This is a genomic window from Belnapia sp., assembly GCF_059504005.1.
In genome coordinates, this window is the sequence record NZ_JCACHU010000025.1 from 153539 (window position 1) to 178307 (window position 24769).

General features: G+C 72.4%; 28 protein-coding genes. 13 read left to right on the forward strand and 15 right to left on the reverse strand.

Annotated features, from left to right (window positions below; genetic code table 11):
* Window positions 1–39 precede the first annotated feature (39 nt).
* From map to AC5JJ1_RS04715, 5 genes are all read right to left on the reverse strand, one after another.
* A complete protein-coding gene (map, locus tag AC5JJ1_RS04695; RefSeq protein ID WP_495783952.1) occupies window positions 40–846 on the reverse strand; it encodes a type I methionyl aminopeptidase in 807 nt (268 codons plus the stop codon).
* Between the two features lie 103 nt (window positions 847–949).
* Window positions 950–1843, reverse strand: coding sequence for a methyltransferase domain-containing protein (locus AC5JJ1_RS04700; RefSeq protein ID WP_495783953.1), 894 nt, complete (start codon window positions 1841–1843; stop codon window positions 950–952).
* A gap of 31 nt (window positions 1844–1874) precedes the next feature.
* Complete coding sequence (locus tag AC5JJ1_RS04705) at window positions 1875–2450, reverse strand: hypothetical protein (RefSeq protein WP_495783954.1); 576 nt, start codon at window positions 2448–2450, stop codon at window positions 1875–1877.
* A gap of 4 nt (window positions 2451–2454) precedes the next feature.
* On the reverse strand, window positions 2455–3123 hold the full coding sequence (locus AC5JJ1_RS04710) for a TerC family protein (protein WP_495783955.1): 669 nt from the start codon (window positions 3121–3123) through the stop codon (window positions 2455–2457).
* A 140-nt stretch (window positions 3124–3263) separates the two neighbouring features.
* On the reverse strand, window positions 3264–4034 hold the full coding sequence (locus tag AC5JJ1_RS04715; RefSeq protein WP_495783956.1) for a TerC family protein: 771 nt from the start codon (window positions 4032–4034) through the stop codon (window positions 3264–3266).
* Window positions 4035–4180: 146 nt separating this feature from the next.
* Between AC5JJ1_RS04715 and purB the strand changes: the two genes are divergently transcribed.
* Window positions 4181–5518 carry an adenylosuccinate lyase gene (purB, locus tag AC5JJ1_RS04720; RefSeq protein WP_495783957.1) on the forward strand — a complete coding sequence of 446 codons (1338 nt, stop codon included), beginning with the start codon at window positions 4181–4183 and terminating at the stop codon, window positions 5516–5518.
* Between the two features lie 88 nt (window positions 5519–5606).
* The gene (locus tag AC5JJ1_RS04725; protein WP_495783958.1) at window positions 5607–5897 is read left to right on the forward strand and encodes a hypothetical protein; all 291 of its coding nucleotides are present in this window, start codon (window positions 5607–5609) and stop codon (window positions 5895–5897) included.
* 127 nt (window positions 5898–6024) lie between these two features.
* Here AC5JJ1_RS04725 and AC5JJ1_RS04730 read toward each other — a convergent pair whose 3' ends face one another.
* The 7 genes from AC5JJ1_RS04730 to AC5JJ1_RS04760 all read right to left on the reverse strand — a co-directional run bounded on the left by AC5JJ1_RS04730 (window position 6025) and on the right by AC5JJ1_RS04760 (window position 10587).
* Window positions 6025–6942 carry an NAD(P)-dependent oxidoreductase gene (locus tag AC5JJ1_RS04730; RefSeq protein WP_495783959.1) on the reverse strand — a complete coding sequence of 306 codons (918 nt, stop codon included), beginning with the start codon at window positions 6940–6942 and terminating at the stop codon, window positions 6025–6027.
* 64 nt (window positions 6943–7006) lie between these two features.
* Complete coding sequence (locus tag AC5JJ1_RS04735; RefSeq protein ID WP_495783960.1) at window positions 7007–7183, reverse strand: hypothetical protein; 177 nt, start codon at window positions 7181–7183, stop codon at window positions 7007–7009.
* Between the two features lie 61 nt (window positions 7184–7244).
* On the reverse strand, window positions 7245–7631 hold the full coding sequence (locus tag AC5JJ1_RS04740; RefSeq protein ID WP_495783961.1) for an EF-hand domain-containing protein: 387 nt from the start codon (window positions 7629–7631) through the stop codon (window positions 7245–7247).
* A gap of 79 nt (window positions 7632–7710) precedes the next feature.
* Window positions 7711–8619, reverse strand: coding sequence for an SAM-dependent methyltransferase (locus tag AC5JJ1_RS04745; RefSeq protein ID WP_495783962.1), 909 nt, complete (start codon window positions 8617–8619; stop codon window positions 7711–7713).
* The gene (locus AC5JJ1_RS04750) at window positions 8616–8984 is read right to left on the reverse strand and encodes a DUF423 domain-containing protein (RefSeq protein ID WP_495783963.1); all 369 of its coding nucleotides are present in this window, start codon (window positions 8982–8984) and stop codon (window positions 8616–8618) included. Before AC5JJ1_RS04750 ends, AC5JJ1_RS04745 begins: the two co-directional genes overlap by 4 nt.
* A 9-nt stretch (window positions 8985–8993) precedes the next feature.
* Entirely contained in the window at window positions 8994–9704 is a 711-nt protein-coding gene (nfi, locus tag AC5JJ1_RS04755; protein WP_495783964.1) for a deoxyribonuclease V, read from the reverse strand.
* Window positions 9705–9723: 19 nt separating this feature from the next.
* Entirely contained in the window at window positions 9724–10587 is an 864-nt protein-coding gene (locus tag AC5JJ1_RS04760; protein WP_495783965.1) for a metal ABC transporter solute-binding protein, Zn/Mn family, read from the reverse strand.
* 133 nt (window positions 10588–10720) lie between these two features.
* Between AC5JJ1_RS04760 and AC5JJ1_RS04765 the strand changes: the two genes are divergently transcribed.
* Genes AC5JJ1_RS04765 through AC5JJ1_RS04775 form a run of 3 tightly spaced genes read left to right on the forward strand, consistent with a single transcriptional unit; the run spans window position 10721 to window position 14990 of the window.
* Complete coding sequence (locus AC5JJ1_RS04765; RefSeq protein WP_495783966.1) at window positions 10721–11695, forward strand: S1C family serine protease; 975 nt, start codon at window positions 10721–10723, stop codon at window positions 11693–11695.
* Window positions 11695–13272 (forward strand): serine hydrolase domain-containing protein, encoded by a 1578-nt coding sequence (locus AC5JJ1_RS04770; protein WP_495783967.1) that lies wholly within the window; start codon window positions 11695–11697, stop codon window positions 13270–13272. Before AC5JJ1_RS04765 ends, AC5JJ1_RS04770 begins: the two co-directional genes overlap by 1 nt.
* A gap of 41 nt (window positions 13273–13313) precedes the next feature.
* A complete protein-coding gene (locus tag AC5JJ1_RS04775) occupies window positions 13314–14990 on the forward strand; it encodes a thiamine pyrophosphate-binding protein (RefSeq protein WP_495783968.1) in 1677 nt (558 codons plus the stop codon).
* On the opposite strand, the gene AC5JJ1_RS04780 is transcribed toward AC5JJ1_RS04775, so the two are convergent.
* Entirely contained in the window at window positions 14969–16003 is a 1035-nt protein-coding gene (locus AC5JJ1_RS04780; RefSeq protein ID WP_495783969.1) for an amidohydrolase family protein, read from the reverse strand. The genes AC5JJ1_RS04775 and AC5JJ1_RS04780 overlap by 22 nt on opposite strands.
* A 91-nt stretch (window positions 16004–16094) precedes the next feature.
* On the opposite strand from AC5JJ1_RS04780, the gene AC5JJ1_RS04785 reads away from it, so the two are divergent.
* Window positions 16095–17237: a CaiB/BaiF CoA transferase family protein gene (locus AC5JJ1_RS04785; RefSeq protein WP_495783970.1), complete on the forward strand. Its 1143-nt coding sequence runs from the start codon at window positions 16095–16097 to the stop codon at window positions 17235–17237.
* A 2-nt stretch (window positions 17238–17239) separates the two neighbouring features.
* Here the strand turns inward: AC5JJ1_RS04785 and AC5JJ1_RS04790 are convergent, their stop codons facing one another.
* Together AC5JJ1_RS04790 and AC5JJ1_RS04795 are read right to left on the reverse strand one after the other, a co-directional pair.
* Window positions 17240–17551 (reverse strand): putative quinol monooxygenase, encoded by a 312-nt coding sequence (locus AC5JJ1_RS04790; protein WP_495783971.1) that lies wholly within the window; start codon window positions 17549–17551, stop codon window positions 17240–17242.
* 68 nt (window positions 17552–17619) lie between these two features.
* Window positions 17620–18585: a Bug family tripartite tricarboxylate transporter substrate binding protein gene (locus AC5JJ1_RS04795; RefSeq protein WP_495783972.1), complete on the reverse strand. Its 966-nt coding sequence runs from the start codon at window positions 18583–18585 to the stop codon at window positions 17620–17622.
* A 189-nt stretch (window positions 18586–18774) separates the two neighbouring features.
* Between AC5JJ1_RS04795 and AC5JJ1_RS04800 the strand changes: the two genes are divergently transcribed.
* From AC5JJ1_RS04800 to AC5JJ1_RS04830, 7 genes are all read left to right on the forward strand, one after another.
* A complete protein-coding gene (locus AC5JJ1_RS04800; RefSeq protein WP_495783973.1) occupies window positions 18775–19539 on the forward strand; it encodes an SDR family NAD(P)-dependent oxidoreductase in 765 nt (254 codons plus the stop codon).
* Window positions 19532–20296 (forward strand): SDR family NAD(P)-dependent oxidoreductase, encoded by a 765-nt coding sequence (locus tag AC5JJ1_RS04805; RefSeq protein ID WP_495783974.1) that lies wholly within the window; start codon window positions 19532–19534, stop codon window positions 20294–20296. Before AC5JJ1_RS04800 ends, AC5JJ1_RS04805 begins: the two co-directional genes overlap by 8 nt.
* Before the next feature lie 20 nt (window positions 20297–20316).
* On the forward strand, window positions 20317–21147 hold the full coding sequence (locus tag AC5JJ1_RS04810) for a polysaccharide deacetylase family protein (protein WP_495783975.1): 831 nt from the start codon (window positions 20317–20319) through the stop codon (window positions 21145–21147).
* Window positions 21148–21151: 4 nt separating this feature from the next.
* Window positions 21152–22738, forward strand: coding sequence for an ABC transporter substrate-binding protein (locus tag AC5JJ1_RS04815; RefSeq protein ID WP_495783976.1), 1587 nt, complete (start codon window positions 21152–21154; stop codon window positions 22736–22738).
* A gap of 43 nt (window positions 22739–22781) precedes the next feature.
* Window positions 22782–23777 (forward strand): 4-hydroxythreonine-4-phosphate dehydrogenase PdxA, encoded by a 996-nt coding sequence (gene pdxA, locus AC5JJ1_RS04820; protein WP_495783977.1) that lies wholly within the window; start codon window positions 22782–22784, stop codon window positions 23775–23777.
* Window positions 23778–23782: 5 nt separating this feature from the next.
* The gene (locus tag AC5JJ1_RS04825; protein WP_495783985.1) at window positions 23783–24508 is read left to right on the forward strand and encodes a pyridoxine 5'-phosphate synthase; all 726 of its coding nucleotides are present in this window, start codon (window positions 23783–23785) and stop codon (window positions 24506–24508) included.
* A gap of 66 nt (window positions 24509–24574) precedes the next feature.
* The gene (locus AC5JJ1_RS04830; protein WP_495783978.1) at window positions 24575–24718 is read left to right on the forward strand and encodes a hypothetical protein; all 144 of its coding nucleotides are present in this window, start codon (window positions 24575–24577) and stop codon (window positions 24716–24718) included.
* Window positions 24719–24769: the final 51 nt, after the last annotated feature.

Sequence of the window (24769 nt, forward strand, 5' to 3'; positions counted from 1 at the left end):
GGGCGAGCCTACACGATGCGATGCTTTAACGAAAGCCGGTCAGGCGCCGTAGGGCGGCTTGTGCATCCCGGCCGGGGAGTAGGTGAAGACCTCCACCCCCGTCTCGGTGACGCCCACCATGTGCTCGAACTGGGCCGAGAGGCTGCGGTCGCGCGTCACCGCCGTCCAGCCGTCGTCGAGGATCTTCACCTCCGGACGGCCGGCGTTCACCATCGGCTCGATGGTGAAGAACATGCCTGGGCGGAGCTTCGGCCCCTCGCCGGGGCGGCCGAAATGCAGCACGTTCGGCGGCTCGTGGAAGCGCCGGCCGATGCCGTGGCCGCAGAAGTCCCGCACCACGGCGAAGCGGTTGCGTTCGACGAAGCTCTGGATGGCATGGCCGATATCGCCGAGCGTCGCCCCCGGCTTCACCGCCTCGATGCCGCGCATCAGCGACTCATAGGTGACGTCGAGCAGCAGCCGCGCCTTGGTCGAGGCGTTGCCGGCGACGTACATCCGGCTGGTGTCGCCATGCCAGCCATCGAGGATGACGGTGACGTCGATATTGACCACGTCGCCGTCCATCAGCACCCGCTCGCCAGGGATGCCGTGGCAGACCACGTGGTTGACCGAGGTGCAGATCGACTTCGGATAGCCGCGATAGCCGAGCGGCGCCGGCACTGCGCCCTGCGCCAGGATATGCTCGTGGCAGATGCGGTCCAGCTCCGCCGTGCTGACGCCGGGGCGGACATGCGGGGTGATGAGGTCGAGCGTCTCCGCGGCCAGCCGGCCGGCCCGCCGCATGCCGGCGAAGTCATCGGCGGAATGAAGGGTGATGCGGCGCGCGTCGCCGCTCTGCTGGTCCATGGTGTTCGACGATCTCTGCATTCAGCGGTTGGGCCCAAGATGATCGCGGGGCGCCCCAGGTGCAATACTTGCGAGGCGCGGGAGCGGTCGCGGACGCGCGAGGTCAGCGGCCGGCGCGCTCGCCGGCGCTCCGCTCCGCGACGCCGAGGGCATCGGCCAGCCTGGCATTGGCGCTGCCGGGCCGGGCCGGGCGGCTCTGGCTCTCATGCGGCGCCCAGCCGGTCATCATCAGCAGGCGGAAGGCGGCGGGGATGCCCTTTGGCTCCTGCGGCAGGGCGGCCAGCGCCATCGGCAGCAGCGCCCGGGGCGGGGTGCGCCCGTCGCGGGCGAGGACGGCATTGGCCTCGCCCGCCGCCCGCAGGTCGCGCAACAGGCCGAGCGGCGTGCGGTAGCGCACCGGCAGGCTCTCCCCATCCGCGACAGGCAGGGCGAAGCCGGCCCGCTGCAGCAGCCCCGCCAGGTCGCGCAGCTCGGGGAAGGGCGAGACCCGGGGCGAGAGGCCGCCGCGCAGCGCCGTCTCCGCCCCGGCCAGCGCCTCGCGCAGCTCCTGCAGGGTGCCGAGGCCGGGCAGGGAGGCAAGGAAGAGCCCGTCCGGCCGCAGCGCCCGGCGGATCTGCACCAGCGCGCCCGGCAGGTCGTTGGCCCAGTGCAGGGACAGGCTGGCGACGACGAGGTCGAAGCTCTCCGGCGCGAAGGGCAGCGCCTCCTCGTCGCCCGCCACCGGCAGCCCGCCGGCGCCTGCCGCCATCCGCGCCGAAAGGTCCATCGAGACGACGAAAGGGATGCCCCGCGCCCGCAGCCGCGGCGCCACCACCCCGCGCCCGCCGAGATCGAGCGCGCGGGTGAAGCGGCGGGTGATGTCGTCCAGCCGGTCGAGCAGCCGGTCGGCCGCCTCCTCCAGCACCGGCGCCACCTGGCCGACCGTCGCGGCGGCGCGGTCGCGGCGGAGGCGCACCAGGCGCCGGTCGAAGACGCGCATCGGGTCGGGGCTGGTCATGCCCGACAGGTAGGGCGCCGGGCGGCCGGTGTCAGGGGGTGCGCAACGCGGCGAGGATGGCCGAGGCGAAGGCGCGGGCATCGGCCGGCGGCTGCTCCTGCCCGGGGACCGCGACGCGCAGCCGCAGCACCCCGCCGCCGACCCCGCCGGCGCAGACCAGGCCCCGCACCCGCTCCCGCCCGTAGGAGCCGGAGGTCTCGGCGCAGCGCAGCAGGGCCGGGCCGCCGGCGGGCAGGGTGAAGCGCGCCTCCTCCCGCATCCGCCGGGGCGGGACGGGGCGCAGCGCCTCCCGCATCAAGTCGTCGAAGGCCGCCTCGGCATCGGCGCTGCCGGTGCCCTCGGGCAGGGTCGCGCCGGGCAGGCGGTAGAGCTGCACCGTGGCGCCGGCGGCAACCATCCCCGCGCTGCGGTAGCCGACCTCCCGCCCCGCCTCGCCCCGCGACAGCGGGGTCGTGGCGCCGCGGAGGAAGCCGGCGGCATCCTCAGGCAGGCGGGCGGCGAGGTCGGCGGGCGCAGCGGCCTGCGCGGCAACCGGCCCGGTCTCCGCCGGCATCCCGCAGCCGGCGAGCAGCAGCGCCGCCGCGAGGACCGCGCGGCCCGGCCTCATCCGCTCAGCCCTCGCGGCCGGCGACCAGGGCCGGGCTGCGCTCCAGCGCGGCATGGCCGGCGCCGTACATGCCCAGCAGCCGGTGCGCGTCCTCGTAGACCATCTTCAGCCCGATCCAGACGATCAGCGCCACGCCGAGATAGGCGATCCAGCGGTAGCGCTCGAGCAGCTTCGAGATCAGCGTCGCGGCGACGCCCATCAGCAGGATGGAGATGACGAGGCCGACGATCAGCATCGGCATGTTGCCGACCGCGGCGCCAGCGACGGCGAGGACGTTGTCGAGACTCATCGAGACGTCGGCAATGACGATCTGGCGCAGCGCCGTCGCCATGGTCTTGGTCTCGTGATGCGCGTGGTCGCCCTCGGCATCCGCCTTGTCCTCGTTCCGCAGTTCCCTGAAGAAGCTGTAGGCGATCCAGAGCAGCACCAGCCCGCCCACCAGCAGCAGGCCGGGGACGGCCAGCAGCCAGACCGCCGCGAGACTGAGGACGATGCGCAGCACCACCGCCAGCACCATGCCGAACATGATCGCCTTGGCGCGCTGCTCGGCCGGCAGGCCGGCGGCGGCCAGCGCGATCAGCACCGCATTGTCGCCCGAGAGGATGATGTTGACGCCGAGGATCTGCCCCAGCAGCAGCCAATTCCAACTCTCGGCGAAAGACGACAAATCCATGCAGCGGGCTCCGGCCGGGTGACGGTGGCGAAAACGGCCGGGACTCCGGCGCGGCGCACCCTAGGGGAGCGGTTTAGGCCTGTGAAGCGGCCCCCAGGCCGGCCGGATGGCCTGGAGCAGCCGAACGGATTACCGCTGCGTCACGTATCCCGCGCCCCGGCCCGCCGCATCAGCGTGACGGTGATGGTCGCCAGCGCGGCAACAGCCACCACCTGCAGCGCCGTCGCCGCCGCCCAGATCCAGGCGGGGAAGACATGCGGCAGGGCGAGGTAGCCGAGCGGCAGCAGCAGGTAGGCATAGGCGCCCGGCACCTGGTCGGCTACCTGGTGCGTGCCCTCCCAGATCATGTCCACCGCCACGTAGAGGATGACGGCGAGGCCGAGCCAGGCGATCCAGCGATGCCGGTTCAGCAGGTTGGCGATCAGCGAGGCCGCGACGCCCATCAGCACGACGGAGATGCCGAGGCCCACGATGAGCACCCAGGTATGCTCCTTCGCCGCGCCCGCCACGGCGAGGACATTGTCGAGGCTCATGGAGATGTCGGCGACGAGGATCTGGGTGATCGCCTGGGTCAGGGTCTTGCCGGACGGCGCCGCGGCACCCGCCTCGGCCACGGCCTCGTCGGGCGCCTCGTGGTGGTTGGAGCGCAGCTCGCGGAACATCTTCCAGCAGACCCAGAGCAGCAGCACGCCGCCCGCGAGGGTGATGCCGACGATCGCCAGGAGCTGAGCGGTGATGGCGGCGAAGCCGATGCGCATCACGGTCGCGGCGATGATGCCCCAGAAGATGGCGCGGCGTCGCTGCTCCGCCGGCAGGCCGGCCGCGGCCATGCCGACGACGATGGCATTGTCCCCGGCCAGGACGAGGTCGATGAACAGCACCTGGGCAAGCGGGACTAACCATTCGGGCATGGCGGGAAGGCTCCTGGGCGGCCGGCCGCACATAAATATCTGGCAATATTTATGCAACCCTAAACGGTAATGGACCAGCGGCCTTGCCATCCGCGCCCCTGGGGTCCAAACCCCGGGCCGCACGCCCCCTGACGCCCGAGGCCCGGATGGTCCCCCGCTACACCCGCCCGCAGATGGCCGCGATCTGGTCGCCGGAAGAACGCTTCCGCATCTGGTTCGAGATCGAGGCGCTGGCCGCCGAGGCCATGGCCCGGCTCGGCACCATCCCGGAGGAGGCCGCCCGCGCCATCCGCGAGCGGGGCGCGCCCCGCGCCGCCTCGATCGGCCCGGCCGAGGTGGAGGCGATCGACGCCATCGAGCGCGTCACCCGGCACGACGTCATCGCCTTCCTCACCTGGATGGGCGAGGGCATCGGGCCCGAGGCGCGCTTCATGCACCAGGGCATGACCAGCTCCGACGTGCTCGACACCTGCCTCGCCGTGCAGATGGCCCGGGCGGCGGACCTGCTGATCGCCGATTGCGGCGCGCTGCTGGCGGCGCTGAAGGCCCGCGCCTTCGAGCACCAGTTCACGCCCACCATCGGCCGCAGCCACGGCATCCATGCCGAGCCGACCACCTTCGGCCTGAAGCTCGCCGGCCACTACGCCGAGTTCCGCCGCAACCGCGCCCGGCTGGTCGCCGCCCGGGCGGAGGTCGCCACCTGCGCCATCAGCGGCCCGGTCGGCACCTTTGCGAGCGTCGACCCGCGCGTCGAGGCCCATGTCGCCGAGAAGCTCGGCCTCGCGGTGGAGCCGGTCTCGACCCAGGTGATCCCGCGCGACCGGCATGCCGCCTTCTTCGCCGCCCTCGGCGTCGTCGCCTCCGGGGTCGAGCGGCTGGCGACCGAGGTGCGCCACCTGCAGCGGAGCGAGGTGCGCGAGGCCGAGGAGTTCTTCCATGCCGGGCAGAAGGGCTCGTCGGCCATGCCGCACAAGCGGAACCCGGTGCTGTCGGAGAACCTGACCGGCCTCGCCCGGCTGGTGCGCAGCCATGTCGTCCCGGCGCTGGAGAACGTCGCCCTGTGGCATGAGCGCGATATCAGCCATTCCAGCGTCGAGCGGGTGATCGCGCCGGACGCCACCATCGGCCTCGACTTCGCCCTCGCCCGGCTCACGGGCATGATGGAGAAGCTCACGGTCTACCCGGAGCGGATGGCGGAGAACCTGGAGAGCCTCGGCGGCGTCGTCCATTCGCAGAAGGTGCTGCTGGCGCTGACCCAGGCGGGGATGAGCCGCGAGGCCGCCTATGCCGCCGTCCAGGCCGCCGCCATGGCCAGCTGGCGGGCGCTCGGCCGGCCGGACTTCCGCCGCTTCCGCGACAACCTCCTGGCCGAGCCGGGGGTCGCCGCGGTGATGGACGGGGCGGCGCTGGATGCGGCGATGGACCCGGCGCGCGACTTCGCCCATGTCCGCACCATTTTCGACCGGGTCTTCGCGGCGGAGTGATCCGCGGCCCCGGCCATACCGCGCAGTTGCCGCGTTTCCGCCGCAAGCGGGGCGCTATCTTCCCCGCAAGCAAGGAGGATCGGCTGCCATGCGCGCCCTTCGACTGACCATTCTCGCCCTGGCAGGCCTCGTCGCCGGCCTGGCCTTCGCGCCCTCGCCGGGCGAGGCGCAGCCCTACTGGTACGGCCGCCCGCACGGACACGGCTATGGGCATTACCGGCCGCCGCCGCCGCGTTACTACGCTCCGCCGCCGCGCTACTACTACGCGCCGCCCCCGCCGCCGGTCTACTACCGGCCGCCGCCGCCGGTCTATTACGCGCCGCCGCCGCGCTACTACGCCCCGCCGCCCCCGCCGGGCTTCGGCATCTACATCCGCTGAGGCTGGCCGCCCGACACGTCCTTCGCCTCCCGGCCCCGGGGCGCCGCTGCCGGGCAGGGCTCGCCCGCCCCGCCGGCATGGGGCTCAGCTGGCCGGACGGGCGCCCTGGCCCGCAGGGCCCCGCCAGCTACCGCCCCTCGGCCAGGATCCGCCGGCAATGGTCGAGTGCAGCCCCGATCAGGTTGTCGCTCGCCTCCGGCGTCCGGAAGGCGGCGTGGGAGGTGAGCGTCGCATTCTCCAGGCGGGCCAGCGGATGGCCCGCCGGCAGCGGCTCCTCGGTGAAGACGTCGAGGCCCGCATGGCCGAGATGCCCGGCCTCCAGCGCCGAGGCCAGGGCGAGCTCATCGACGATGGCGCCGCGGGCGGTGTTCACCAGGATCGCCCCCGGCTTCATCTGCGCCAGCCGCTCGCGCGAGAGGAAGCCCCGCGTCTCGTCGTTCAGCAGCAGGTGCAGCGAAACCACGTCGCTCTCCGCCAGCAGCTGCTCGAGGGAGACGAACTCCACCCCCGGCATCGCCTTCGGCGAGCGGTTCCAGGCCAGGACCTTCATCCCGATCCCGGCGCAGAGCCGCGCCATCTCGGCGCCGATGCCCCCCACCCCGATCAGCCCGACCGTCTTACCGGTGAGCTGCGTGCCCACCACCCGCGGCCAGCCGCCGGAGCGGATGGCGCCGTCCATATGCGCCGTCTTCCGCGCCGCGTCCCACATCAGGGCGAAAGCCATCTCCGCGACCGCCGTGTCGCCATAGCCCTTGATGATGTGGACGGTGACGCCGAGCGCCTCCAGCTCCTCCGGGTTCATGTAGCTGCGCGCGCCGGTGCCGAGGAAGACGATGTGCTTGAGGTCCGGGCACTGCTTCACGATCCCGGTCGGGAAGGGCGTGTGGTCGTCGATGGCGATCTCGTAGCCGGCCAGCAGCCGCGGCAGGTCATTGGCCTTGATGTCGGGGTCGCGGTGGATGGCGACCTCCGGGTCGCCCGGGCGCAGCAGCCGCTCGGTCACCGCCGCGAGCGACGGGTTGGCATCGACGAACAAGGCGCGCATGGCAGCTTTCCCCCGGCAGGTCCGATGCGCGGCATCGTAACGCCGGGCGGCGGGAGGTCCAGCCTCAGCGCTCGGCGGGCGGCAGCCGCTCCAGCCGGGTCAGGCCGTTGCGGGCGCCCATCGCCTCATCATAGGTCATGGTCCCGCGGGTCGGGCCGCCGGGCAGGCTGATGCCGCTCGGCCAGCCGCAGCCGGCGAGCGCCAGCAGCAGGGCGAGCAGGGCGACGGGACGCAGGGCCATGGCGGGTCTTCCTCTCCTGGCCCTCAGGGTGCCCCGTCCCGGCCGGGCGCGCCATGCCCGGTCAGGCGGCCGCCCTGCCGCCATAGGCCTGGAGCATCCGCGCCATCACGCCCTGAATGCCGCCGGCGGCGGCCTGGCCGCCTTCCTGCACGCCGAGCAGCGCGGCGAGCCCATCCGTCCCCATGGCCGGCCGGGTGCCGCCAAGATGGGACGGCCGGGCCTTCGCCATCTCGGCGGCGCTGAGCTTGCCGTCGCCATCGGCATCGAGGGCCTTGAAGGCGGCATCCACTGCCCCCGCCCTGGCAGAAGCTGCCGGCTTCGCCTGGGCCTGGAACTCGGCGAGCGAGATGCTGCCGTCGCGGTCCTTGTCGGCGCGGCTGAATATCTGTTGCCGCATCTGCTGGATCAGGGCCGCGTTGCCGGCACTGCCGGCGCTTGAGACCTGCATGGCCCTCCTGCCTCCGCTGCGCCCGGCCCCATGCCGGTCCGCAGCGCGGGGCTGCACAGCATCTGCCATGCCAGCCAGCTCAGCCGAGCCGCACCACCATCAGCTCGTGCTTGTTGTGCGCGCCGTGGAAGACCATCGCGCCGGGGATGGCGGCGAACTCGGCGGCGGCCGCATGGTCCGTCTCGCCCTGGAACTTGATGGTGCAGCAGATGTTCCGCACCCGCCCCGCCTCCAGCCAGCGCTGCACCAGGATGAGCAGCCGGCGGGGGTAGCAGATCACGTCGCTGAACAGCCAGTCGACCGCCGGCATCTGCCGCGGGTCGAGGCCGAAGGCGCTCTCCTGCCGCATGGCGACGCCCGGCAGCGCCGCGACCGCCGGGTCGAGCGGCGCCTTGTCCACCGCCGTCACCTGCGCGCCGAGCTGCGCCAGCGCCCAGGTCCAGCCGCCCGGCGAGGCGCCGAGGTCGAGGCAGGTCTCGCCCGGCAGCGGCCAGCGGCCTGCCCGCGTCAGCGCCTCCCAGAGCTTGAGATAGGCCCGGCTCGGCGGCCCCTCACGGTCCTCGACGAATTGCACGGCGCCGTTGACGAAGGGGCTGGTCTTGGTCGGGCTCAGCAGCAGCCGGTCCGGCGCCAGCAGGGTCCAGGCGCCGAGATGGGCGGTCGGCGGCGCCTCGGGGAAGAGCAGCGGCCGCGCCTTCACCGGCGGCAGCCGCTCGGCGATCAGCGTCGCGCGGCGATGCTGGCCATGGGCGTAGAGCGCCCAATTCCGCTGGATGGCCCGCAGCGCATCGGCGGCCGCCTTCACCGAAGGGGCCGGCACCTCCTCCGGCGCCGTCCAGGCCTCGAGCGCCCAAGCGAGCGGGCGCGGCGGCTCGGGGGAGAGGGCGAGGCGCCCATGCCAGGCCGCGATGCTGCCGCCGGCCAGGCGCAGCTCCTCCGCCAGCTCCGGCTCGAAGCCCTCGTCCGCGAGATAGGCCGCGCCGATCACCGCCGGATCAGCGCCGAAAGCCCGAGCAGCGCCCAGGCGGCCATCAGCGCGATCCCGCCCGCCGGCGCCACCGAGCCGAGCGAGACGCCGCCGATCGCCACCGCATAGACCCCGCCGCAGAAGAGGATGAGCCCCAGCGCGAAGCCCGCGCCGGCGAGATGCGCCAGCGCTCCGCCCCGCCGCTCGGCCCAGAGCCCCGTCGCCAGCAGGGCGAGGGCGTGCCAGCCCTGCATCTGGATGCCGTTCGCCAGAATGCCGAGCCGCGCCGGGTCGAGCCGCGCCGGCGCCCCATGCGCGGCCCAGGCGGCGAGGCCGACGGCAGTGAGCCCGGCGAGCGCGCCGAGGGCAAGCCAGAGACGATGCATGGCCGGGGTCTACCCCGCCGCCTCGGCCTTGGCGACCCCGTGCCCGCGCCGCGCCGCATTGGCCGCCAGATGCGCCTGCCGCGTCGGCTCCGGCAGGCGGTAGCCGGTGCCGCAGCGCCGGACCCACTCCACCGCCGTCGCCGGCGAGACCCGGTGCCCCGGCGAGATGTAGAGCGGGTTGGAGCGCCGCCGCGTCCTGAGCACCGTACCCAGCACCCGCCCCTTCCAGGCGAGCGGCACCGCGGCGCCCGGCTCCTCGCTCAGCTCGCCCTCCGGCCGCCCGACCAGCGGCGACTTGGCGACGCCGATGCTGGGCACATCGAGCACCACCCCGAGATGCGAGGCGATGCCCAAGCCCCGCGGATGCGCGACGCCATGCCCATCCACGAGGACGAGGTCCGGCCGCTCGCCGAGCCTCGCCCAGGCCTCCAGCAGCGCCGGCACCTCGCGGAAGCCGAGGAAGCCGGGGATGTAGGGCATCGTCGCCCGCCGCACGGCGGAGGCGCTCGCCACCACCTCAAGCCCCGGCCAGGCCAGCACCACCACGCCGGCGAAGACCAGGTTCTCCGGGTCGAAGCGCGTGTTGCTGATGTCGACGCCGCCGATCAACCGCACCGCGCCCAGCGCATCCTCCGTCACCACCCGGGCGGCGAGCGCCAGCTGCGCGGCGCGGGCGGTGGCGAGGTCGGGCGGGTCGATCCAGTCCGGCGGCAGGGTCATGCGGCGGATACGCCCTGGCTCAGCCCGTGGTTGCCCCCAGCATGGCGGGGACGAGCAGGCCGAGGTTGTGGCGCATCATGGCCTCATAGGTCGGGGCCGGGCCGTCGGGCGGCGAGAGCGTGTCGGCATAGAGCCGCCCCCGAAGGGCGATCCCCGCGTCCCGCGCCAGCCGCTCCATCACCGCCTGGCTGCCCCGGCCCTCGATGAAGACGGCCGAGACCCGCTCGGCCCGGATCTGCCGGATCAGCGCCGCCACCTGCGCCGCCGAGGGCTGGGCATTGGGCGCGATGCCCTGCGGCGCCAGCACCCGCACGCCGTAGCGGGCGGCGAAATAGTCGAAGGCCTCATGGCTGGTGACGACCACCCGCCGCTCTGGCGGCACCCGCGCGATCTCGGCCAGCACCCAGGCGTCGAGCGCCGCGAGCCGCGCATCGTACTCCGCCGCCCGCAGCGCCCCCGGGGGCAGCACGGCGCCGAGCCCGCGCGCGAGGCTGGCGGCATAGGCCCGGGCGCGGGCCACATCCTGCCAGGCATGCGGGTCGTTGCCGCGGGGCGCGATGCCCTCGCTCGCCGTCACCACGGGCCCTCGATAGCCGGTGCTCCGCAGCAGCCGGTCCAGCCAGGGCTCGAAGCCCAGCCCGTTGCGGATGACCAGCGCCGCCCCCTCCACCGCCCGCGCCTCGGAGGGCCGCGGCTGGAAGACATGCGCATCCGCCTCCGGCCCGGCGAGCACCCGGAGCTCCACCGCCTCCCCCGCCAGCTGCCGCACCATGTCGCCGAGGATGGAGAAGGAGGCGACGACCACCGGCCTCCCCTGCGCCCGCGAGGCCAGCGGCAGCAGGGCGGGCAGGGCAAGCAGGACGCGGCGCGGAAGGATCAGCATTGTTATACTATAACATGCACTGGCTGGATCGTCACCCGATTGTCCCGGATCGCATCTCCCGCGTTGGCGAAGCCCCCCTGACCGCCGATATTGGGGGCGAGACCCTAGCCCTCCACCGGAACGGACAGCGTGCATGGCATCCAGCGAATGGGAGATCCCGGCGGACTTGCAGCCGGTGCCGGCCGATCATGACTTCGACCTGGACCAGGCGCTGCGCTCCGTCGTCGGCGTGAAGGCGCTGGTCCCGCCTGATGCCTTCACCGCGCAGAGCCTGGGGACGGAGCGCGTCGGCAGCGGCGTGGTGATCCGGCCGGACGGGCTGATCGCCACCATCGGCTACATCGTGACCGAGGCCGAGACGATCTGGCTGACGACGCATGACGGCCGCGCCATACCCGGCCATGCCCTTGCCCATGATTTCGAGACGGGCTTCGGCCTGATCCAGGCGCTCGGACGGCTCGACCTGCCTGCCCTCCCGGTCGAGGCGGGCGAGGCGCCGCAGCCGGGCGACGTCGCGGTGCTCGCCAGCGCCGGCGGGCGCAAGCACGCGCTGCGCTGCACCATCGCCGCCCGCCAGGAATTCGCCGGCTACTGGGAATACATGCTGGACGAGGCGCTCTTCACCGCACCCGCCCATCCCTCCTGGGGTGGGGCGGGGCTGATCGGCGGGGACGGGCGGCTGATGGGCATCGGCTCCCTCGTCATGCAGCAGCAGGACGGCAAGGGGCGGCGCGTCGACCTCAACATGGTCGTGCCCGCCAGCCTGCTGCCGCCCGTGCTGGACGACCTGCTCAACTACGGCCGCCCCAACCGGCCGGCGCGGCCCTGGCTCGGCCTCTATGCCGGGGAGGACGAGGAGGGCGTGCTGGTCTCCACCACCGCCCGCAACGGGCCGGCGCAGAAGGCGGGGCTGCAGGAGGGCGACCGGCTGGTGGCCGTCGGCGGGCAGCGCGTCTCCGACCTCGCCAGCCTCTGGCGCGCGGTCTGGGCCTGCGGCTCGGCCGGGGCGCGGGTGCCGGTGACCATCGCGCGGGAGGCGGCGCCGCGCGACCTCACCATCGCCTCCATCGACCGCCGCAGCTTCCTCAAGCCGCCGCGGCTGCACTGATGGTCGCGCTCGACGACCTCGCGCTCCGCCGCCAGGCCCGCCGCCTGCTGGCGCCCTGGGACCGGCCGGGCTCGCCCGGCGCGACGCTCGGCCTGGTGCACGACGGGGCGCTCGTGCTGCACGAGAGCGCCGGCCTCGCCAGCATCGAGCATGACGTGCCGATCGGGCCGGAGACGCGCTTCCGCGTCGCCTCGGTCAGCAAGCAATTCACCTGCGCCGCCATCCTGCTGCTGGCCGGGGAGGGCCGGCTATCGGTCGAGGATGCCATCCACGACCACCTGCCGGAGCTGCCGGACCTCGGCGCCCGCATCAGCCTCGACCAGCTGATGCACAATGTCTCCGGCCTGCGCGACATGCTGGAGCTGATGCGGCTCGGCGGCGCCGACCTTTCCCACCCCTGCCGCACCGAGCATCTGCTCGCCGCCATCGGCCGGCAGCGGGGCCTGAATTTCGCCCCCGGCACGCGTTTCCGCTACTCGAATACCGGCTTCCTCCTGCTCGGCCAGGTTGTCGAGCGGGTGAGCGGCGAGGCCTTCGGCGACTTCCTCGCGCGCCGCATCCTCATCCCGCTCGGCATGACCCGCACGCGCCACACGCCGAGCGTGGCCGAGGTCGTCCCCGGCCTCGCCACCGGCTACCTGCCGCAGGGGGAGGGCTTCCTCCGCGCCCAGCACGGCTTCCCGCTCGGCGGCGAGGGCGGCCTTGTCTCCTGCGTCGAGGACCTGGCGCTGTGGGACCGCAACTTCACCACCGGCCGCATCCCCGGCCTCGCCGAGGCGCTGGCCGAGCAGCAGCCCTTCGCCAATGGCCGGATGAACCTCTACGCCCGCGGGCTGGAGGTGGCGCAGTATCGCGGCCTCCGTACCGTCGACCATGGCGGGCTTTGGCCGGGCTACAAGACCTGCTTCCTCCGCGTGCCGGAGCGGGGGATGACGGTGATCGCCATCGCCAACCATGGCGGCATCGATACCCATGCCCTCGCCCATCGCCTGCTCGATGCGGCGCTCGAGGGCACGCCCGGCTTCCACCCGGTGCCGCCCATGCCGCGGCTCGACGGCCTGCATGGCCGCTGGATCGCGCCGGAGAGCGGCGCCACCGTCGAATTCGCCGAAGGGCCCGTTGCGACGCAGCATGGCGTGCCCTTCGCCCTCGCGCCGACCGAGGATGGGCGCCTTGCCGCCCGTCGCGGCGCCTTCCCCTTCACTGCGAGCCTGCCCAAGGGCGACAGCCTCCTCATCGAGACCGATGCCGGCACCGTCACCCGCTTCCGCCGCGCCCCGGCGGAGGCGAGCCTGCCCGAAGGGCTCGAAGGACGCTGGCAGTGCGAGGAGCTGGGCGCCACCTGGACCATCGCCCCGCATGAGGGCGGCCTCGCCGTGCAGGTCCGCGGGCCGGTCGCCGGCGCCGGCCCCTGGCCGCTGGAAGGGATCGAGGGCGATGCCTTCCGCATCCGCACCCCCGGCACGCTCTTCCAGGGCTGGCTCGATGCCCGGGCGGAGCGCGGCGCCGATGGCCGCCTTGCCGGCTTCGTCGTGAACGGGGCGCGGGCGAGCGGGCTGCGTTTCCTCCCCGCCTGAAGGCTGGCAGACTTCCTCCCCTCCCGGAAGGACGCATGGCCATGGCCGAAAGCACCTATACCGTCGGCGACCTGGTCGCCGAATTCCTCGCCCGCATCGGCGTCACCACCTGCTTCGGCATCGTCTCGGTCCACAACATCCCGATGCTGGACGGCATCGGCCGGCGCAACGCCATCCGCTACGTCATGGCCCGCGGCGAGATGGGGGCGGGGCATATGGCGGATGCCTATGCGCGCGTCTCGGGCCATCTCGGCGTGGTCTTCTCCTCGACGGGGCCAGGTGCCGCCAACACCGTCCCCGGCCTCGCGGAGGCGCAATTCGCCGGCAGCCCCGTACTGCACATCACCGGCCAGACCGCGACGAAGTACATCGACCGCGACATGGGCACGGTGCATGACCTGCCGGGCCAGACGGCGATGCTGGCCGCCGTCTCCAAATCCGCCTTCCGCATCCGTGCGGCGCAGGAGGCGCTTGGCGTGCTGACCCGCGCCGCGGCGCTCGCCCTGACGCCGCCGCGCGGGCCGGTCAGCCTCGAGATCCCGATCGACATCCAGCGCACCGCCATCCCCCGGCCGGCGGAGCTCGACCGGCTGGCGCTGCCCATCCCCCCTGCCCTGCCGCCCGACCCGGCGGCGCTGGACGAGGCCGCCGCCATCCTCGGGGCGGCACGCCGCCCGATGCTCTGGCTCGGCAACGGCGCGAAGGAGGCCGGTAGCGCGGCGATGCGGCTGATGGCGCTCGGCTTCGCCGCCGTCTCCTCCTGGAACGGCCGGGGCATCATCCCCGAGGACCATCCGATGACCCTCGGCGGGATGCATGGCAACGGCTCGCCCCGGGTGCAGGAATTCTACGGCACCGTCGATGCTATGCTCGTCGTCGGCAGCCGGCTGCGCGGGCATGAGACGATGGAATTCTCGCTCAAGCTGCCGAAGGTGCTGATCCAGGCCGATATCGACCCGCGCGCCAATGGCCGCACCTATCCGAGCAGCGCCTTCGTCTGCGGCGATGCCGCGCTGGTGATGGAGGGCCTCGCCGAGCGCCTCGCCGGCCGCCTCCGGCTTGATCCCGGCTTCGCCACCGACTTCGCCGAGATGCGCCGCCGCGCGACGGCCGAGTACCGCGACACGCTCGGCCCCTATGCCGACTTCCCCGCCGCCCTCCGCGCTGCCCTGCCGCGCGACGCGCTCTTCGTCCGCGACGTAACGCTGAGCAACTCCTCCTGGGGCAACCGCATCTTCCCGGTCTATGGCCCGCGCGATGCGGTGCATCCGGTGAGCGCCGCCATCGGCCCCGGCCTGCCGCTCGGCATCGGCGCGGCGATGGCGGGCGGGGGCCGCAAGACCATCGCCATGGTGGGCGATGGCGGCTTCGCGCTGAACCAGACCGAGCTCTGGACCGCCGTGCAGGAACGCGCCGAGCTCATCGTCATGGTGATGAACGACCGCGGCTACGGCGTCATCAAGCACATCCAGGGCGCGTTGCAGGACGGCCGGATGTTCTTCGGCGACCTGCAGGGGCCGGAATTCCAGCAGCTCGCCGCCGTCGCCGGGTTGTCGGGCTTCAAGGTCTCCTCCATCGCCGAGCTTGGGGGCATCGTCGAACGCGCCGTCGCCACCCCCGGCCCCTCGCTGATCGAGGTGGACATGGCGGCGATCGGCGCCTTCCCGCCCTATGCGCCCTACAACGCCATGGGCATCTACGCCAAGCCGAGCCGGTAGAAGCGATTGGCGGTCCCGCTGAAGAGCGCGGTGCGCTCCTCGGCGGAGGCTCCGGCCGCGAGCTTCTTGCAGGCATTCCAGAAGACGCCGTAGCCGTAGCTGCCCTTGTCCACGGGGAAGTTGCTCTCGAACATGCAGCGCTCCGCGCCGAAATGCTCGATGGTGGTCTCGATATAGGGCCTCCACGCCGCGGCCAGCGCATCCGAGGAGGGCGGCTCCGCCCCGTCCTCGAAGCCGAAGCCGTTGATCCGCATGCCAAGCCCGCCAAGCTTCACCGAGACATTCGGGCAGGTGGCGAGCTCCGCCATCGAGGTGCGCCACTCGGCGAAGATCGCATCCCGCCTGCCCGCATAAGCCTTGATGCCGAGCGGCCCGCCGACATGGTCGAGCACGATCGGCGTCTCCGGGAAGGCGCGGGCGAGCGCGGTCAGGTCGGGGATTTGCGGATGGTACAGCCAGGCGTCGAAGCTGAGGCCGAGCGGCGCAAGCTGCGCGAAGCCGGCGCGGAAATCCTCGCGGAAATAGATGTCCCGTGGCGGCGTATAGGCCGGGTTCATGACCTCTGGATCGGGGTCCCAGCTCGTGATGTGGCGGATGCCGCGGAAGCGGTCGCCGCCGGCACGGATATGCGCCTGCAGCACCTCCCGCGCCTCGGCGCCTATCATCAGGTTCACATGGCCGACGATGCCGGCGCAGACCTTGATCGGGCCATAGCCGCCGCTGGCGCTCATCGCCGCGATGCCGTTGACGAATTCCGTCTCGCCGACCGGCCTGTAGGCCTCCGGCCCATCGGCCCGGTGCATCGCGCGGCACTGCACGAAGACGGTTGCGATGATGGTGTGGCCCTGGTTGGTATCGGCCAGCAGATCGGGCAGCAGGTAGCGCCAGCCCTCGCGGTCCCAGAGGTGATGATGCGGGTCGATGATCGGCAGGCCGGGGTCGAGCGGCGCCTCGCTGCGCCGCGCCAGCCACTCCTCCCGCACCGGGGCGTAATGCGAATTCGTGCCGCTCATGGGTTCGTTCCCCTGACGTTTCCTCCCGCCGAGGATACCCCTGCCCGCCATCCCCGCCTATGCTTAGCCACCTATGCAAGGAGAGCGGGTCATGAGCTTGCCACTGGAGGGCGTCAGGGTGATCGAGGTGGGCCAGGCCCTGGCCGGGCCGCTCGCCGGCGTAATCCTGGCCGATCTCGGCGCCGACGTGATCAAGATCGAGAAGCCCGACGGTGGCGACGATGCCCGGCTCTGGGGCCCTCCCTTCGGCCCGGATGGCGAGACCTCGCTCTACTTCCACAGCCAGAACCGCAACAAGCGCAGCGTGGTGCTGGACCTCAAGAACCCCGCCGACATCGAGACGCTGCACGCGCTCTGCGAGACCGGCGACATCCTCATCCAGAACCTCCGCCCCGGCGTCGTGGACGAAATCGGCATCGGGCCGGAGGCGATGCTGGAGCGGCATCCGCGCCTCGTCTACTGCTCCATCTGGGCCTTCGGCTACCAGGGGCCGATGCGGCTGCGCTCGGGCTTCGACCCGCTGCTGCAGGCCTTCGGCGGCATGATGAGCGTCACCGGCCGCCCGCAGGACCCGCCGACCTTCTGCGGCGCGTCGATCAACGACAAGGCGACGGGCCTGTTCTGCGCCGTCGGCGCCCTCGCCGGCCTGCGCCAGCGCGACCAGACCGGCCGCGGCTGCCTGATCGACACCTCGCTGCTGGAGACCGCCGCCTTCTGGGTCGAGGGGCAGATCAACCAGCACATTGCGACCGGCGAGGTGCCGACGCGCCACGGCACCGGTGCCGCCGTCATCGTGCCCTACCAGGTCTTCGAGACCGCCGACCGCCCGCTCTGCCTCGCCGCCGGCAATGACCGGCTCTTCGCCCGCGCGGCGAAGGTGCTCGGCCACCCGGAATGGACCGAGGATCCGCGCTTCGCCCGCGGCGCCAGCCGCGTGCGCAACAAGGCTGCGCTGCTGCCCATGGTCGCCGAGGCGCTGCGCGGCAACACGCGCGACCATTGGCTCGCGGCGCTGGAGGCGGTCGGCGTGCCCTGCGCGCCCGTCAACAATATCGGCGAGCTGGCGGCGAGCGAGCAATTCGCCGCCGTCGACATGGTGCAGGCGCTGCCCGAGAGCGGCGTCAAGGTGCTTGGCCTGCCGATCAGCATCGACCGCGCCCGCCCCTGGTCGCCGCGCCCCGCCCCGGCCCTTGGCGAGCACACCGAGGAGGTGCTCGCCGCGCTCAAGCGCTGAGATCAGCCGGCCGGCGTCAGCACATGGATGACCCGGCTGGCCAGCATCTCCTTGGTCTTCGCCGCATACTCCTTCATGTGCGGCGCCGCGCCATGCGCCTTCAGCGCCTCGATGCTCTCCCACTTCTCGATCACGCAGAAGCTGTCGGGCCCGAGCGGCGCCTGGATGGCGCCCATCCCCTCCGCGTCGATGGCGGGGCCATACTCGATGCAGCCCTGCTCGGCATGCACGGCCGGCATGTTGGCGCGGAAGGCGGCGAGCACCTGCTCCCGCATGCCGGGCTTCGCGGTGATGATGGCGAGGACATGGATCATGGTGCCGGACGCTCCCCTTGCTTGGCGGCGGCAGGCTACGCGCCGTGCCGCCGCTCGCCAAGCCGCGCTCAGTTCTGCGGCACGTCCAGCTTGCTGAGGATCGGCCGCCAGCGATCCGCCTCGCTCGCCATGAAGCGGGCGAATTCGTCGGGCGTGCTGCCCTTCGGGAACTGCCCGTCATTGACCAGCCGCTCGCGGATCCGCGCATCCTGCAGCGCCTGCACCGCGGCCGCGTTCAGCCGCTCCACCACGGCCGGCGGCGTGCGCGCGGGCGCCAGCAGGCCGAACCAGCTCTCGGCCACCAGGCCGGGGAAGCTTTCGGCGAAAGCCGGCGCATCGGGCGTCGAGCTCACCCGCTGCGCGCTCGTCCAGCCGAGGATGCGCCCCTGGTCGTTGCGATGGACCGGCAGCGCCGTGCTGCCGGCCACCACCAGCAGGTCGAGATTGCCGGCGAGGAAGTCGTTCAGCTGCGCCGCATCGCCGCGATAGGTCACGTCCTGCATCTCGACGCCGAGCCGGTCGAGCACCATCAGCATCGCCATGTTGGTGAGCGTCGTCGGCCCGTTGGTGCCGTAGGTGATGCGCCCCGGCCGCGCCTTCGCCGCCGCCACCAGCGCCGCGATGTCCGCCGGCCCGTCCTTCCGCGCGATCACCGCGAAGGGAAAGGTGGAGGCGAGGGTGATCGGCGTGAAATCCTCCGGCTTGTAGGCGAGCCGGCGGTAGATCAGCGGGTTGATGGTTAGCGTCGTGCCGGCCGCCATCAGCACCGTGTGCCCATCCGGCTCGGCGCGGGCGACGTATTCGGCACCGATGATGGTGTTGCCGCCCGCCCGGTTCTCCACCTGCACGGGCCGGCCCAGCACATCCGTCATCCGCTCCGCCAGCAGCCGCGTCAGCACATCCGTGCTGCCGCCCGGCGCAAAGGGCACGACGATGGTGACGGGGCGGCTGGGGAAGCCCCCCTGGGCGAGGGCGGGCGTGGCCAACAGGCTCGCTGCCAGCGCAAGGCCGTGGCGGCGGGTGGTCTCGGTCATGGCGTTGTCTCCCGGACGATGATCGGCGGTTGCTCTTCCCCCAGCCTTGTCCGCCGCGCAAGGCCATGCCGCCTGCCCTGGCGCGCCCCGCCTGGTGCTGCTTAGCATGCTCCCCCTGCATCCGGCGGGAAGGGAGAGGCAGATGCATGACGTCGCCATGGCCGTCGCAGGCCGACCGGAGGCCGCGGCATGAGGCCCGACCGCTTCACCGGCCAGGTGGCGCTGGTCACGGGCGCCGCCTCCGGCCTCGGCCGCGCCACCGCCCTCGGCCTGGCACGCGAGGGCGCCCGGCTGGTCCTTTTCGACCGCGACGCGGCCGGCCTCGCCGCCACCGCGGCGCAATGCCCAGGCGCTCTGACGGTCGCCGGCGATGCGTCGAAGGCCGCAGATGTCGAGGCGGCCGTCGCCCAGGCAGCGAGCCTCGGCCCGCTCCGCCTGCTGGTCACGGCAGCCGGCATGCTCGGCCCGGTCCGGCCGGCGACGGAGGTGGAAGAGGCGGAATGGGACCGGCTCTTCGCCGTCAACGTGAAGGGCACCTGGCTCGCTGCCCGGGCCGCCTTCCCCCTGATGCGCGCGGCCGGAGGCGGGGCGATGGTGGCCTTCGCCTCGGCCGCCGGGCTGGTCGGGTCCCCGACCATGCCGGCCTATTCGGCGAGCAAGGGCGCGGTGGTGCTGCTGACGCGGAGCCTCGCGGTGGCCCATGCGCCGGAGGGCATCCGCGTCAACTGCGTCTGCCCCGGCTCGATCAAGACGCCGATGCTGGAGGAGACCTTCGCCAGCGCCGGCGACCCGGCGGCGCGTGCCGCCCGCGAGGCCGTCTTCCGCGCCCGCCACCCGCTCGGCCGCTTCGGCCGGGCGGAGGAGGTGGCGGACGCCGTGCTCTACCTGCTCAGCGCCGAGGCGGGCTTCGTCACCGGCGTCGCGCTTCCCGTCGATGGAGGCCGTCTTGCCTGACGACAAACGCTTCAGCGGCCGCACCGCCATCGTCACCGGCGCCGCCCGCGGCATCGGCGCCGCCACCGCCGCCCGCCTCGCCGAGGAGGGCGCGCAGGTGCTGCTCGCCGACCGCGCGCCGGAGGTGATGGCGCAGGCCGAGGCGCTGGGCGGCGTCGGCCTCCGCATCGACCTCGCCGCGCGCGGGGCGGGGGAGGTGGTGGTCGATACCGCGCTCGATGCCTTCGGCCGGCTCGATATCCTCGTGAACAATGCCGGCATCGGCGGCTCGAAGCCGCTCGTCGAGTCGGATGACGACCTCATCGACCGCTTCATCGACACTAACCTGAAGGCGGTGCTGCGGCTGACGCGCGCCGCCATCCCGCATCTGGCGCGACCGGGCGGGCGCGTCGTCTCCGTCTCCTCCACCTTCGGCATCGCCGGCCATCCCGGCACCACCGCCTATGCCGTTGCCAAGGCCGGCATCGCGCAGATGACCCGGCAACTGGCGGGCGAACTGGGGCCGGAGGGCATATTGGTCAATGCCGTCGCCCCCGGCGTCATCGAGACGGCGATGACCGAGGGGCATCTCGGCAGCGCCTACTACCGCCGTGCCGTGCTGGAGCCGACGCCGCTGCGCCGCGCGGGGAAGCCCGAGGAGGTGGCCGCCGTCATCGCCTTCCTCGCCTCCGACGACGCGGCCTATGTCTCCGGCCAGGTGATCGCCGTCGATGGCGGGTGGCTTGCGGCGCGCCACCCGCCGCGCGAGGCTGGCTGAAACCACCGGAGGGGCGGTCCATGATCGACATGCGGGTGAACTGGCCGGGCGGCGCCAAGGTTGCGGTGATGCTGACCTTCGACTTCGATGCGGAGACGCTCTGGCTCTCCCGCGACCCGGAGAATGCCCGCCGCCCCGGCATCCTCAGCCAGGGCGCCTATGGCGCCAAGGTCGGCGTGCCGATGATCCTCGAGGTGCTGCGGCAGGAGGGCGTCAAGGCCACCTTCTTCGTCGTCGGCTGGACGGCGGAGAAGCATACCGCCCGCGCCGAGATGATCCTGCGCGAGGGGCACGAGATCGCGCATCACAGCTATTCCCATAGCTGGATCGACCCGGCCTTTCCCGACAAGGAGGTCGAGGAGATGGAGCGGGGCCTTGAGGCGCTGAAGCGCACCCTCGGCGTGGTGCCCAAGGGCTACCGCTCGCCCGCCGGCGAGACCAGCGACAACCTGATCCGGCTGCTGAAGAAGCACGGTTTCCTCTACGACAGCTCCCTGCTGGACCACATCAACCCCTACCGCCACGTCATGCCCGACGGCAGCCCGGGCCCGATCGAGCTGCCCTGGCACTGGAGCCTGGACGACGCGCCGCATGCGCTGTTCTCCGTGAAGTCGCCGCGGCCGATCTTCCCTAACAGCCATATCCGCGAGGTCTTCCAGGAGGAGTTCCGTGAGATCTACCGCTGGGGCGGGCTCTACAACCTGGTGATGCATCCGCAGATCAGCGGCCGGCCGAGCCGCGTCGCGCTGCTGCGCGAGATGATCCAGTGGATCAAGACCTTCCCCGATGTGTGGTTCGCGACGGGCACCGAGGTCGCCGAGGCCTGGTCCGCGGCGCATGAAGCGGAGTGAGAGCATGATCGTCCGTCGCCTGCTCCTCGGCCTGGCTGCCGCCGGCAGCCTTGCCCTCTCCGCCGCCGCCCAGCCGCGCGAGCGGCCGCTGCGCCTCGTGGTCAATGTCGGGCTGCAGAATCTGGACCCGATCTCCAGCCCCTCCTTCGTCACCCGCAACTTCGCCTACATGGTCTACGACACGCTCGTCGCCATGGACGGCCGCGGCGAGTTCCGGCCGCAGATGCTTGAGGGCTGGCAGGTCAGCGAGGATCGGCTCGCCTGGACCTTCACCCTTCGCCCCGGCCTCGAATTCAGCGACGGCACGCCGGTCACGGCGGATGACGCCGTTGCCTCGCTCAAGCGCTGGGGCGCGCGGGATGCCATCGGCCGGCGGCTGATCGCGGCGACGAAGGAGTTCCGCGTCGAGGCGCCGAACCGCTTCGTCCTGCAGCTGGGGCAGCCCTTCGGCGGCGTGCTCGATGCGCTCGGCAAGCCGAGCGTGCATGTGCCCTTCATCATGCCCGCCCGCATCGCCTCGGCGACGCCGCCCACCCAACCGGTGCCGGAGGTGGTCGGCAGCGGGCCCTATCTCTTCATCAAGGAGGAATGGGTGCCGGGCGAGCGCACCTTCTTCCGCCGCAACCCGCGCTACGTGCCGCGCGCCGAGCCGGCAAACGGCCTCGCCGGCGGCAAGCTGGCGAAGATGGAACGCGTCGAATTCGTCACCCTGCCCGACATCGCGCTGCGCGCCGCGGCCATCACCCGCGGCGAGGTGGACTACCTCGAGTACGCGCCGATCGACTACCTGGCGAATTTCCGCCGTGACCGGAACCTCGTGATCGCCCGTCCCGGCGGCATCGCGCATATCGTCGGCGGCGTCAGCATCAACCACTACCTCCCGCCCTTCGACAGGCTGCCGATGCGCCGCGCGCTGCAGGCGGCGCTCGACCGCGAGGAGATCGTCGCCAGCCATGGCCTGCCGGAGGGGATGGCGGACCCGAACTGCGTCTCGGTCTATCTCTGCGGCACGCGCTACAGCACCGATGCGGGCGGCGAGGCCATCCGCCAGCCGAGCCTCGAGCGCGCCCGCGCCCTGCTGCGCGAGGCCGGTTACAACAACGAACGCATCGTCTTCCTGCAGCCGGCCGACAGCGCGTTGATCAACCCGATGGCGCTCGTCGTCATCGACCGGCTGAAGCGCGCCGGCTTCAACCTCGACGTCCAGGCCTCCGACTGGTCCTCGCTGGCGCAGCGCTGGGTCGGGCGGCAGCCCATCGCGGAGGGAGGCTGGAACCTGATCTCGGTGGTCTATACCGGCTTCGACATGGCCGACCCGCTTTCCAACATGGGGATCGGCTACAACTGCTCGAACAACCAGCCCTGGGGCTATTGCGTGCCCGAGATGACGCCGGTGCTGGACCGCTTCGCCGCCGAGAGCGACCCGGCCAGGCGCCGTGAGCTGGCGGCGGAACTGCAGCGCCTCGCCATCGAGAACGTCACCTTCCCGCTGGACGGGCAGTTCCAGGCGCCCGCGGTCTGGCGGGCGGAGCTGAAAGGCGTCATCGATTTCGGCTTCCCCGTGCTCTGGAACATCGAGCGCGCCCGCTGAGGGAGGGTGTGCAGGCCGGGCCGAGGCGACTACATCGGGGGGCATGGAGACGCCCCCGGACCTCGCCCCCTTGGCCCTCACGATGGGCGAGCCCGCCGGCATTGGCGGCGAGATCGCGGCCGGTGCCTGGGCCGCGCTGCGCGCCACCGGCCCGGCCTTCTTCCTGATCGACGATGCCGGGCGGCTCGCGGGCGTGCCCGTCCGCCGCATCGCCGAGCCGGAGGAGGCATGGGCCGCCTTCCACGAGGCGCTGCCGGTGCTGCACCGGCCCCTTCCCCGCCCGGCCGTCCCGGGCCGGCTGGCCACGGCCAATGCGCCGGCCGTCATTGCCGCCATCGACGAGGCGGTGGCGCTGGCCAAGGCCGGGCGGGCGGCGGGCGTCGTCACCAACCCGATCCAGAAATCGGCGCTCTACGCCGCCGGCTTCGCCCATCCGGGCCATACCGAGTACCTCGCCGAGATCGCCGGCACCGGGCGGCCGCCGGTGATGCTGCTCGCCTGCCCGGAGCTGCGCGTGGTGCCGGTGACGATCCATGAGCCGCTGCGGCAGGCCATTGCCCGCCTCACGCCGGAGCTCATCGCCGGGGTGGCGCGACTGACGGCCGCCGGCCTCCGGCAGGATTTCGGCATCGCGGCGCCGCGGCTGGCCATCGCCGGGCTCAACCCGCATGCCGGCGAGGACGGCACCATCGGCACCGAGGACCGCGACATCGTCGCCCCCGCCGTCGCCATTCTGCAAGCCGAGGGGATCGACGCGCGCGGGCCCATCCCGCCCGACACCATGTTCACCGCCAAGGCGCGGCCGGGCTACGACGTGGCGCTCGGCCTCTATCACGACCAGGCGCTGATCCCGATCAAGACGCTCGACATGGCGGGCGGGGTGAACGTCACCCTCGGCCTTTCCATCGTCCGCACCAGCCCGGACCATGGCACGGCGCTCGACATCGCCGGCCAGGGGATCGCCGATCCGGGCAGCCTCATCGCCGCCCTCCGGCTTGCCGCCGAGATCGCGGCCCATCGTAGGAAAGCCAGCCGATGACGCCGATGCGCCTCTCCGTGAACATCGACCATGTGGCGACGCTGAGGAATGCCCGCGGCGGCAGCTTCCCCTGCCCGGTCGAGGCGGCGCGCATCGCCATGGCGGCCGGCGCCGACGGCATCACCATGCATCTGCGGGAGGACCGCCGCCATGTGCGCGACCGGGACCTCGAGCGCGTCGCGGCCGAGGTGGAGGCGCGGCTGAATTTCGAGATGGCGGCGACGGAGGAGATGGTCGGCATCGCGCTGCGCCTCCGCCCGCCTGCCTGCTGCATCGTGCCGGAGAAGCGGCAGGAGCTGACGACCGAGGGCGGGCTCGACGTCATCGCCGCCGGGGCGCCCTTGCAGGATGCAATTCGGCGGCTCGCGGGGGCGGGGATCGAGGTCTCGCTCTTCGTCGAGGCGGATGCGCGGCAGATCGAGGCAGCGGCCCGGATGGGCGCGCAGGCCGTGGAACTCCATACCGGCACCTATGCCGATGCGCCGGCGGCCGAGCGCGAATTGCATCTTGCGAGACTGCTGCAGGGTGCCGCCGCCGCCGCCTCGGCGGGGCTGCTCTGCCATGCCGGCCACGGCCTCTCCTACGGGACGCTGCCCCCGATCGCCGCTATGCCGGAGGTGGTGGAGGTCAGCATCGGGCATTTCCTGATCAGCCAGAGCGTCTTCGAGGGAATGCCCGCCGTCATCCGCCGCATGAAGGCGCAGATCGCCGAGGCACGCGGCGGAGCGTGATTGCAATTTGCATGGCACGGGAGCTGCTGAGGGGGTGACAGGTCCATCCCAAGACGGAGCCAGCCGATGTCCCATGCCGCCCCGATCGTCGCCCGCAAGCCTGTCCAGCACCAGGACGACCGGATGAGTGCCGGCGCCTATCTGCTGCAGGGCACCGCATTCCTCGGCTTCCTGATCTTCCTTTTCGTCCTGGCCGGATTCCGGGGCTAGCAGCCTGTTGGATTTGGGTTTGCCGGTGGTTTGTTGGGTGGCGAGAGGGTC

Bases quoted from the DNA above. Each gene is read 5' to 3' on its own strand.
- AC5JJ1_RS04770 (WP_495783967.1), top strand. From the start codon at position 11,695: ATGGTCGCGCTCGACGACCTCGCGCTCCGCCGCCAGGCCCGCCGCCTG.
- nfi (WP_495783964.1), bottom strand. From the start codon at position 9,704: ATGACCCTGCCGCCGGACTGGATCGACCCGCCCGACCTCGCCACCGCC.
- pdxA (WP_495783977.1), top strand. From the start codon at position 22,782: ATGGAGACGCCCCCGGACCTCGCCCCCTTGGCCCTCACGATGGGCGAG.
- AC5JJ1_RS04710 (WP_495783955.1), bottom strand. From the start codon at position 3,123: ATGGATTTGTCGTCTTTCGCCGAGAGTTGGAATTGGCTGCTGCTGGGG.
- AC5JJ1_RS04825 (WP_495783985.1), top strand. From the start codon at position 23,783: ATGCGCCTCTCCGTGAACATCGACCATGTGGCGACGCTGAGGAATGCC.
- map (WP_495783952.1), bottom strand. From the start codon at position 846: ATGGACCAGCAGAGCGGCGACGCGCGCCGCATCACCCTTCATTCCGCC.
- AC5JJ1_RS04730 (WP_495783959.1), bottom strand. From the start codon at position 6,942: ATGCGCGCCTTGTTCGTCGATGCCAACCCGTCGCTCGCGGCGGTGACC.
- AC5JJ1_RS04705 (WP_495783954.1), bottom strand. From the start codon at position 2,450: ATGAGGCCGGGCCGCGCGGTCCTCGCGGCGGCGCTGCTGCTCGCCGGC.
- AC5JJ1_RS04810 (WP_495783975.1), top strand. From the start codon at position 20,317: ATGATCGACATGCGGGTGAACTGGCCGGGCGGCGCCAAGGTTGCGGTG.
- AC5JJ1_RS04775 (WP_495783968.1), top strand. From the start codon at position 13,314: ATGGCCGAAAGCACCTATACCGTCGGCGACCTGGTCGCCGAATTCCTC.
- AC5JJ1_RS04785 (WP_495783970.1), top strand. From the start codon at position 16,095: ATGAGCTTGCCACTGGAGGGCGTCAGGGTGATCGAGGTGGGCCAGGCC.
- AC5JJ1_RS04725 (WP_495783958.1), top strand. From the start codon at position 5,607: ATGCGCGCCCTTCGACTGACCATTCTCGCCCTGGCAGGCCTCGTCGCC.
- purB (WP_495783957.1), top strand. From the start codon at position 4,181: ATGGTCCCCCGCTACACCCGCCCGCAGATGGCCGCGATCTGGTCGCCG.
- AC5JJ1_RS04830 (WP_495783978.1), top strand. From the start codon at position 24,575: ATGTCCCATGCCGCCCCGATCGTCGCCCGCAAGCCTGTCCAGCACCAG.
- AC5JJ1_RS04750 (WP_495783963.1), bottom strand. From the start codon at position 8,984: ATGCATCGTCTCTGGCTTGCCCTCGGCGCGCTCGCCGGGCTCACTGCC.
- AC5JJ1_RS04760 (WP_495783965.1), bottom strand. From the start codon at position 10,587: ATGCTGATCCTTCCGCGCCGCGTCCTGCTTGCCCTGCCCGCCCTGCTG.
- AC5JJ1_RS04765 (WP_495783966.1), top strand. From the start codon at position 10,721: ATGGCATCCAGCGAATGGGAGATCCCGGCGGACTTGCAGCCGGTGCCG.
- AC5JJ1_RS04715 (WP_495783956.1), bottom strand. From the start codon at position 4,034: ATGCCCGAATGGTTAGTCCCGCTTGCCCAGGTGCTGTTCATCGACCTC.
- AC5JJ1_RS04700 (WP_495783953.1), bottom strand. From the start codon at position 1,843: ATGACCAGCCCCGACCCGATGCGCGTCTTCGACCGGCGCCTGGTGCGC.
- AC5JJ1_RS04735 (WP_495783960.1), bottom strand. From the start codon at position 7,183: ATGGCCCTGCGTCCCGTCGCCCTGCTCGCCCTGCTGCTGGCGCTCGCC.
- AC5JJ1_RS04780 (WP_495783969.1), bottom strand. From the start codon at position 16,003: ATGAGCGGCACGAATTCGCATTACGCCCCGGTGCGGGAGGAGTGGCTG.
- AC5JJ1_RS04800 (WP_495783973.1), top strand. From the start codon at position 18,775: ATGAGGCCCGACCGCTTCACCGGCCAGGTGGCGCTGGTCACGGGCGCC.
- AC5JJ1_RS04740 (WP_495783961.1), bottom strand. From the start codon at position 7,631: ATGCAGGTCTCAAGCGCCGGCAGTGCCGGCAACGCGGCCCTGATCCAG.
- AC5JJ1_RS04815 (WP_495783976.1), top strand. From the start codon at position 21,152: ATGATCGTCCGTCGCCTGCTCCTCGGCCTGGCTGCCGCCGGCAGCCTT.
- AC5JJ1_RS04790 (WP_495783971.1), bottom strand. From the start codon at position 17,551: ATGATCCATGTCCTCGCCATCATCACCGCGAAGCCCGGCATGCGGGAG.
- AC5JJ1_RS04795 (WP_495783972.1), bottom strand. From the start codon at position 18,585: ATGACCGAGACCACCCGCCGCCACGGCCTTGCGCTGGCAGCGAGCCTG.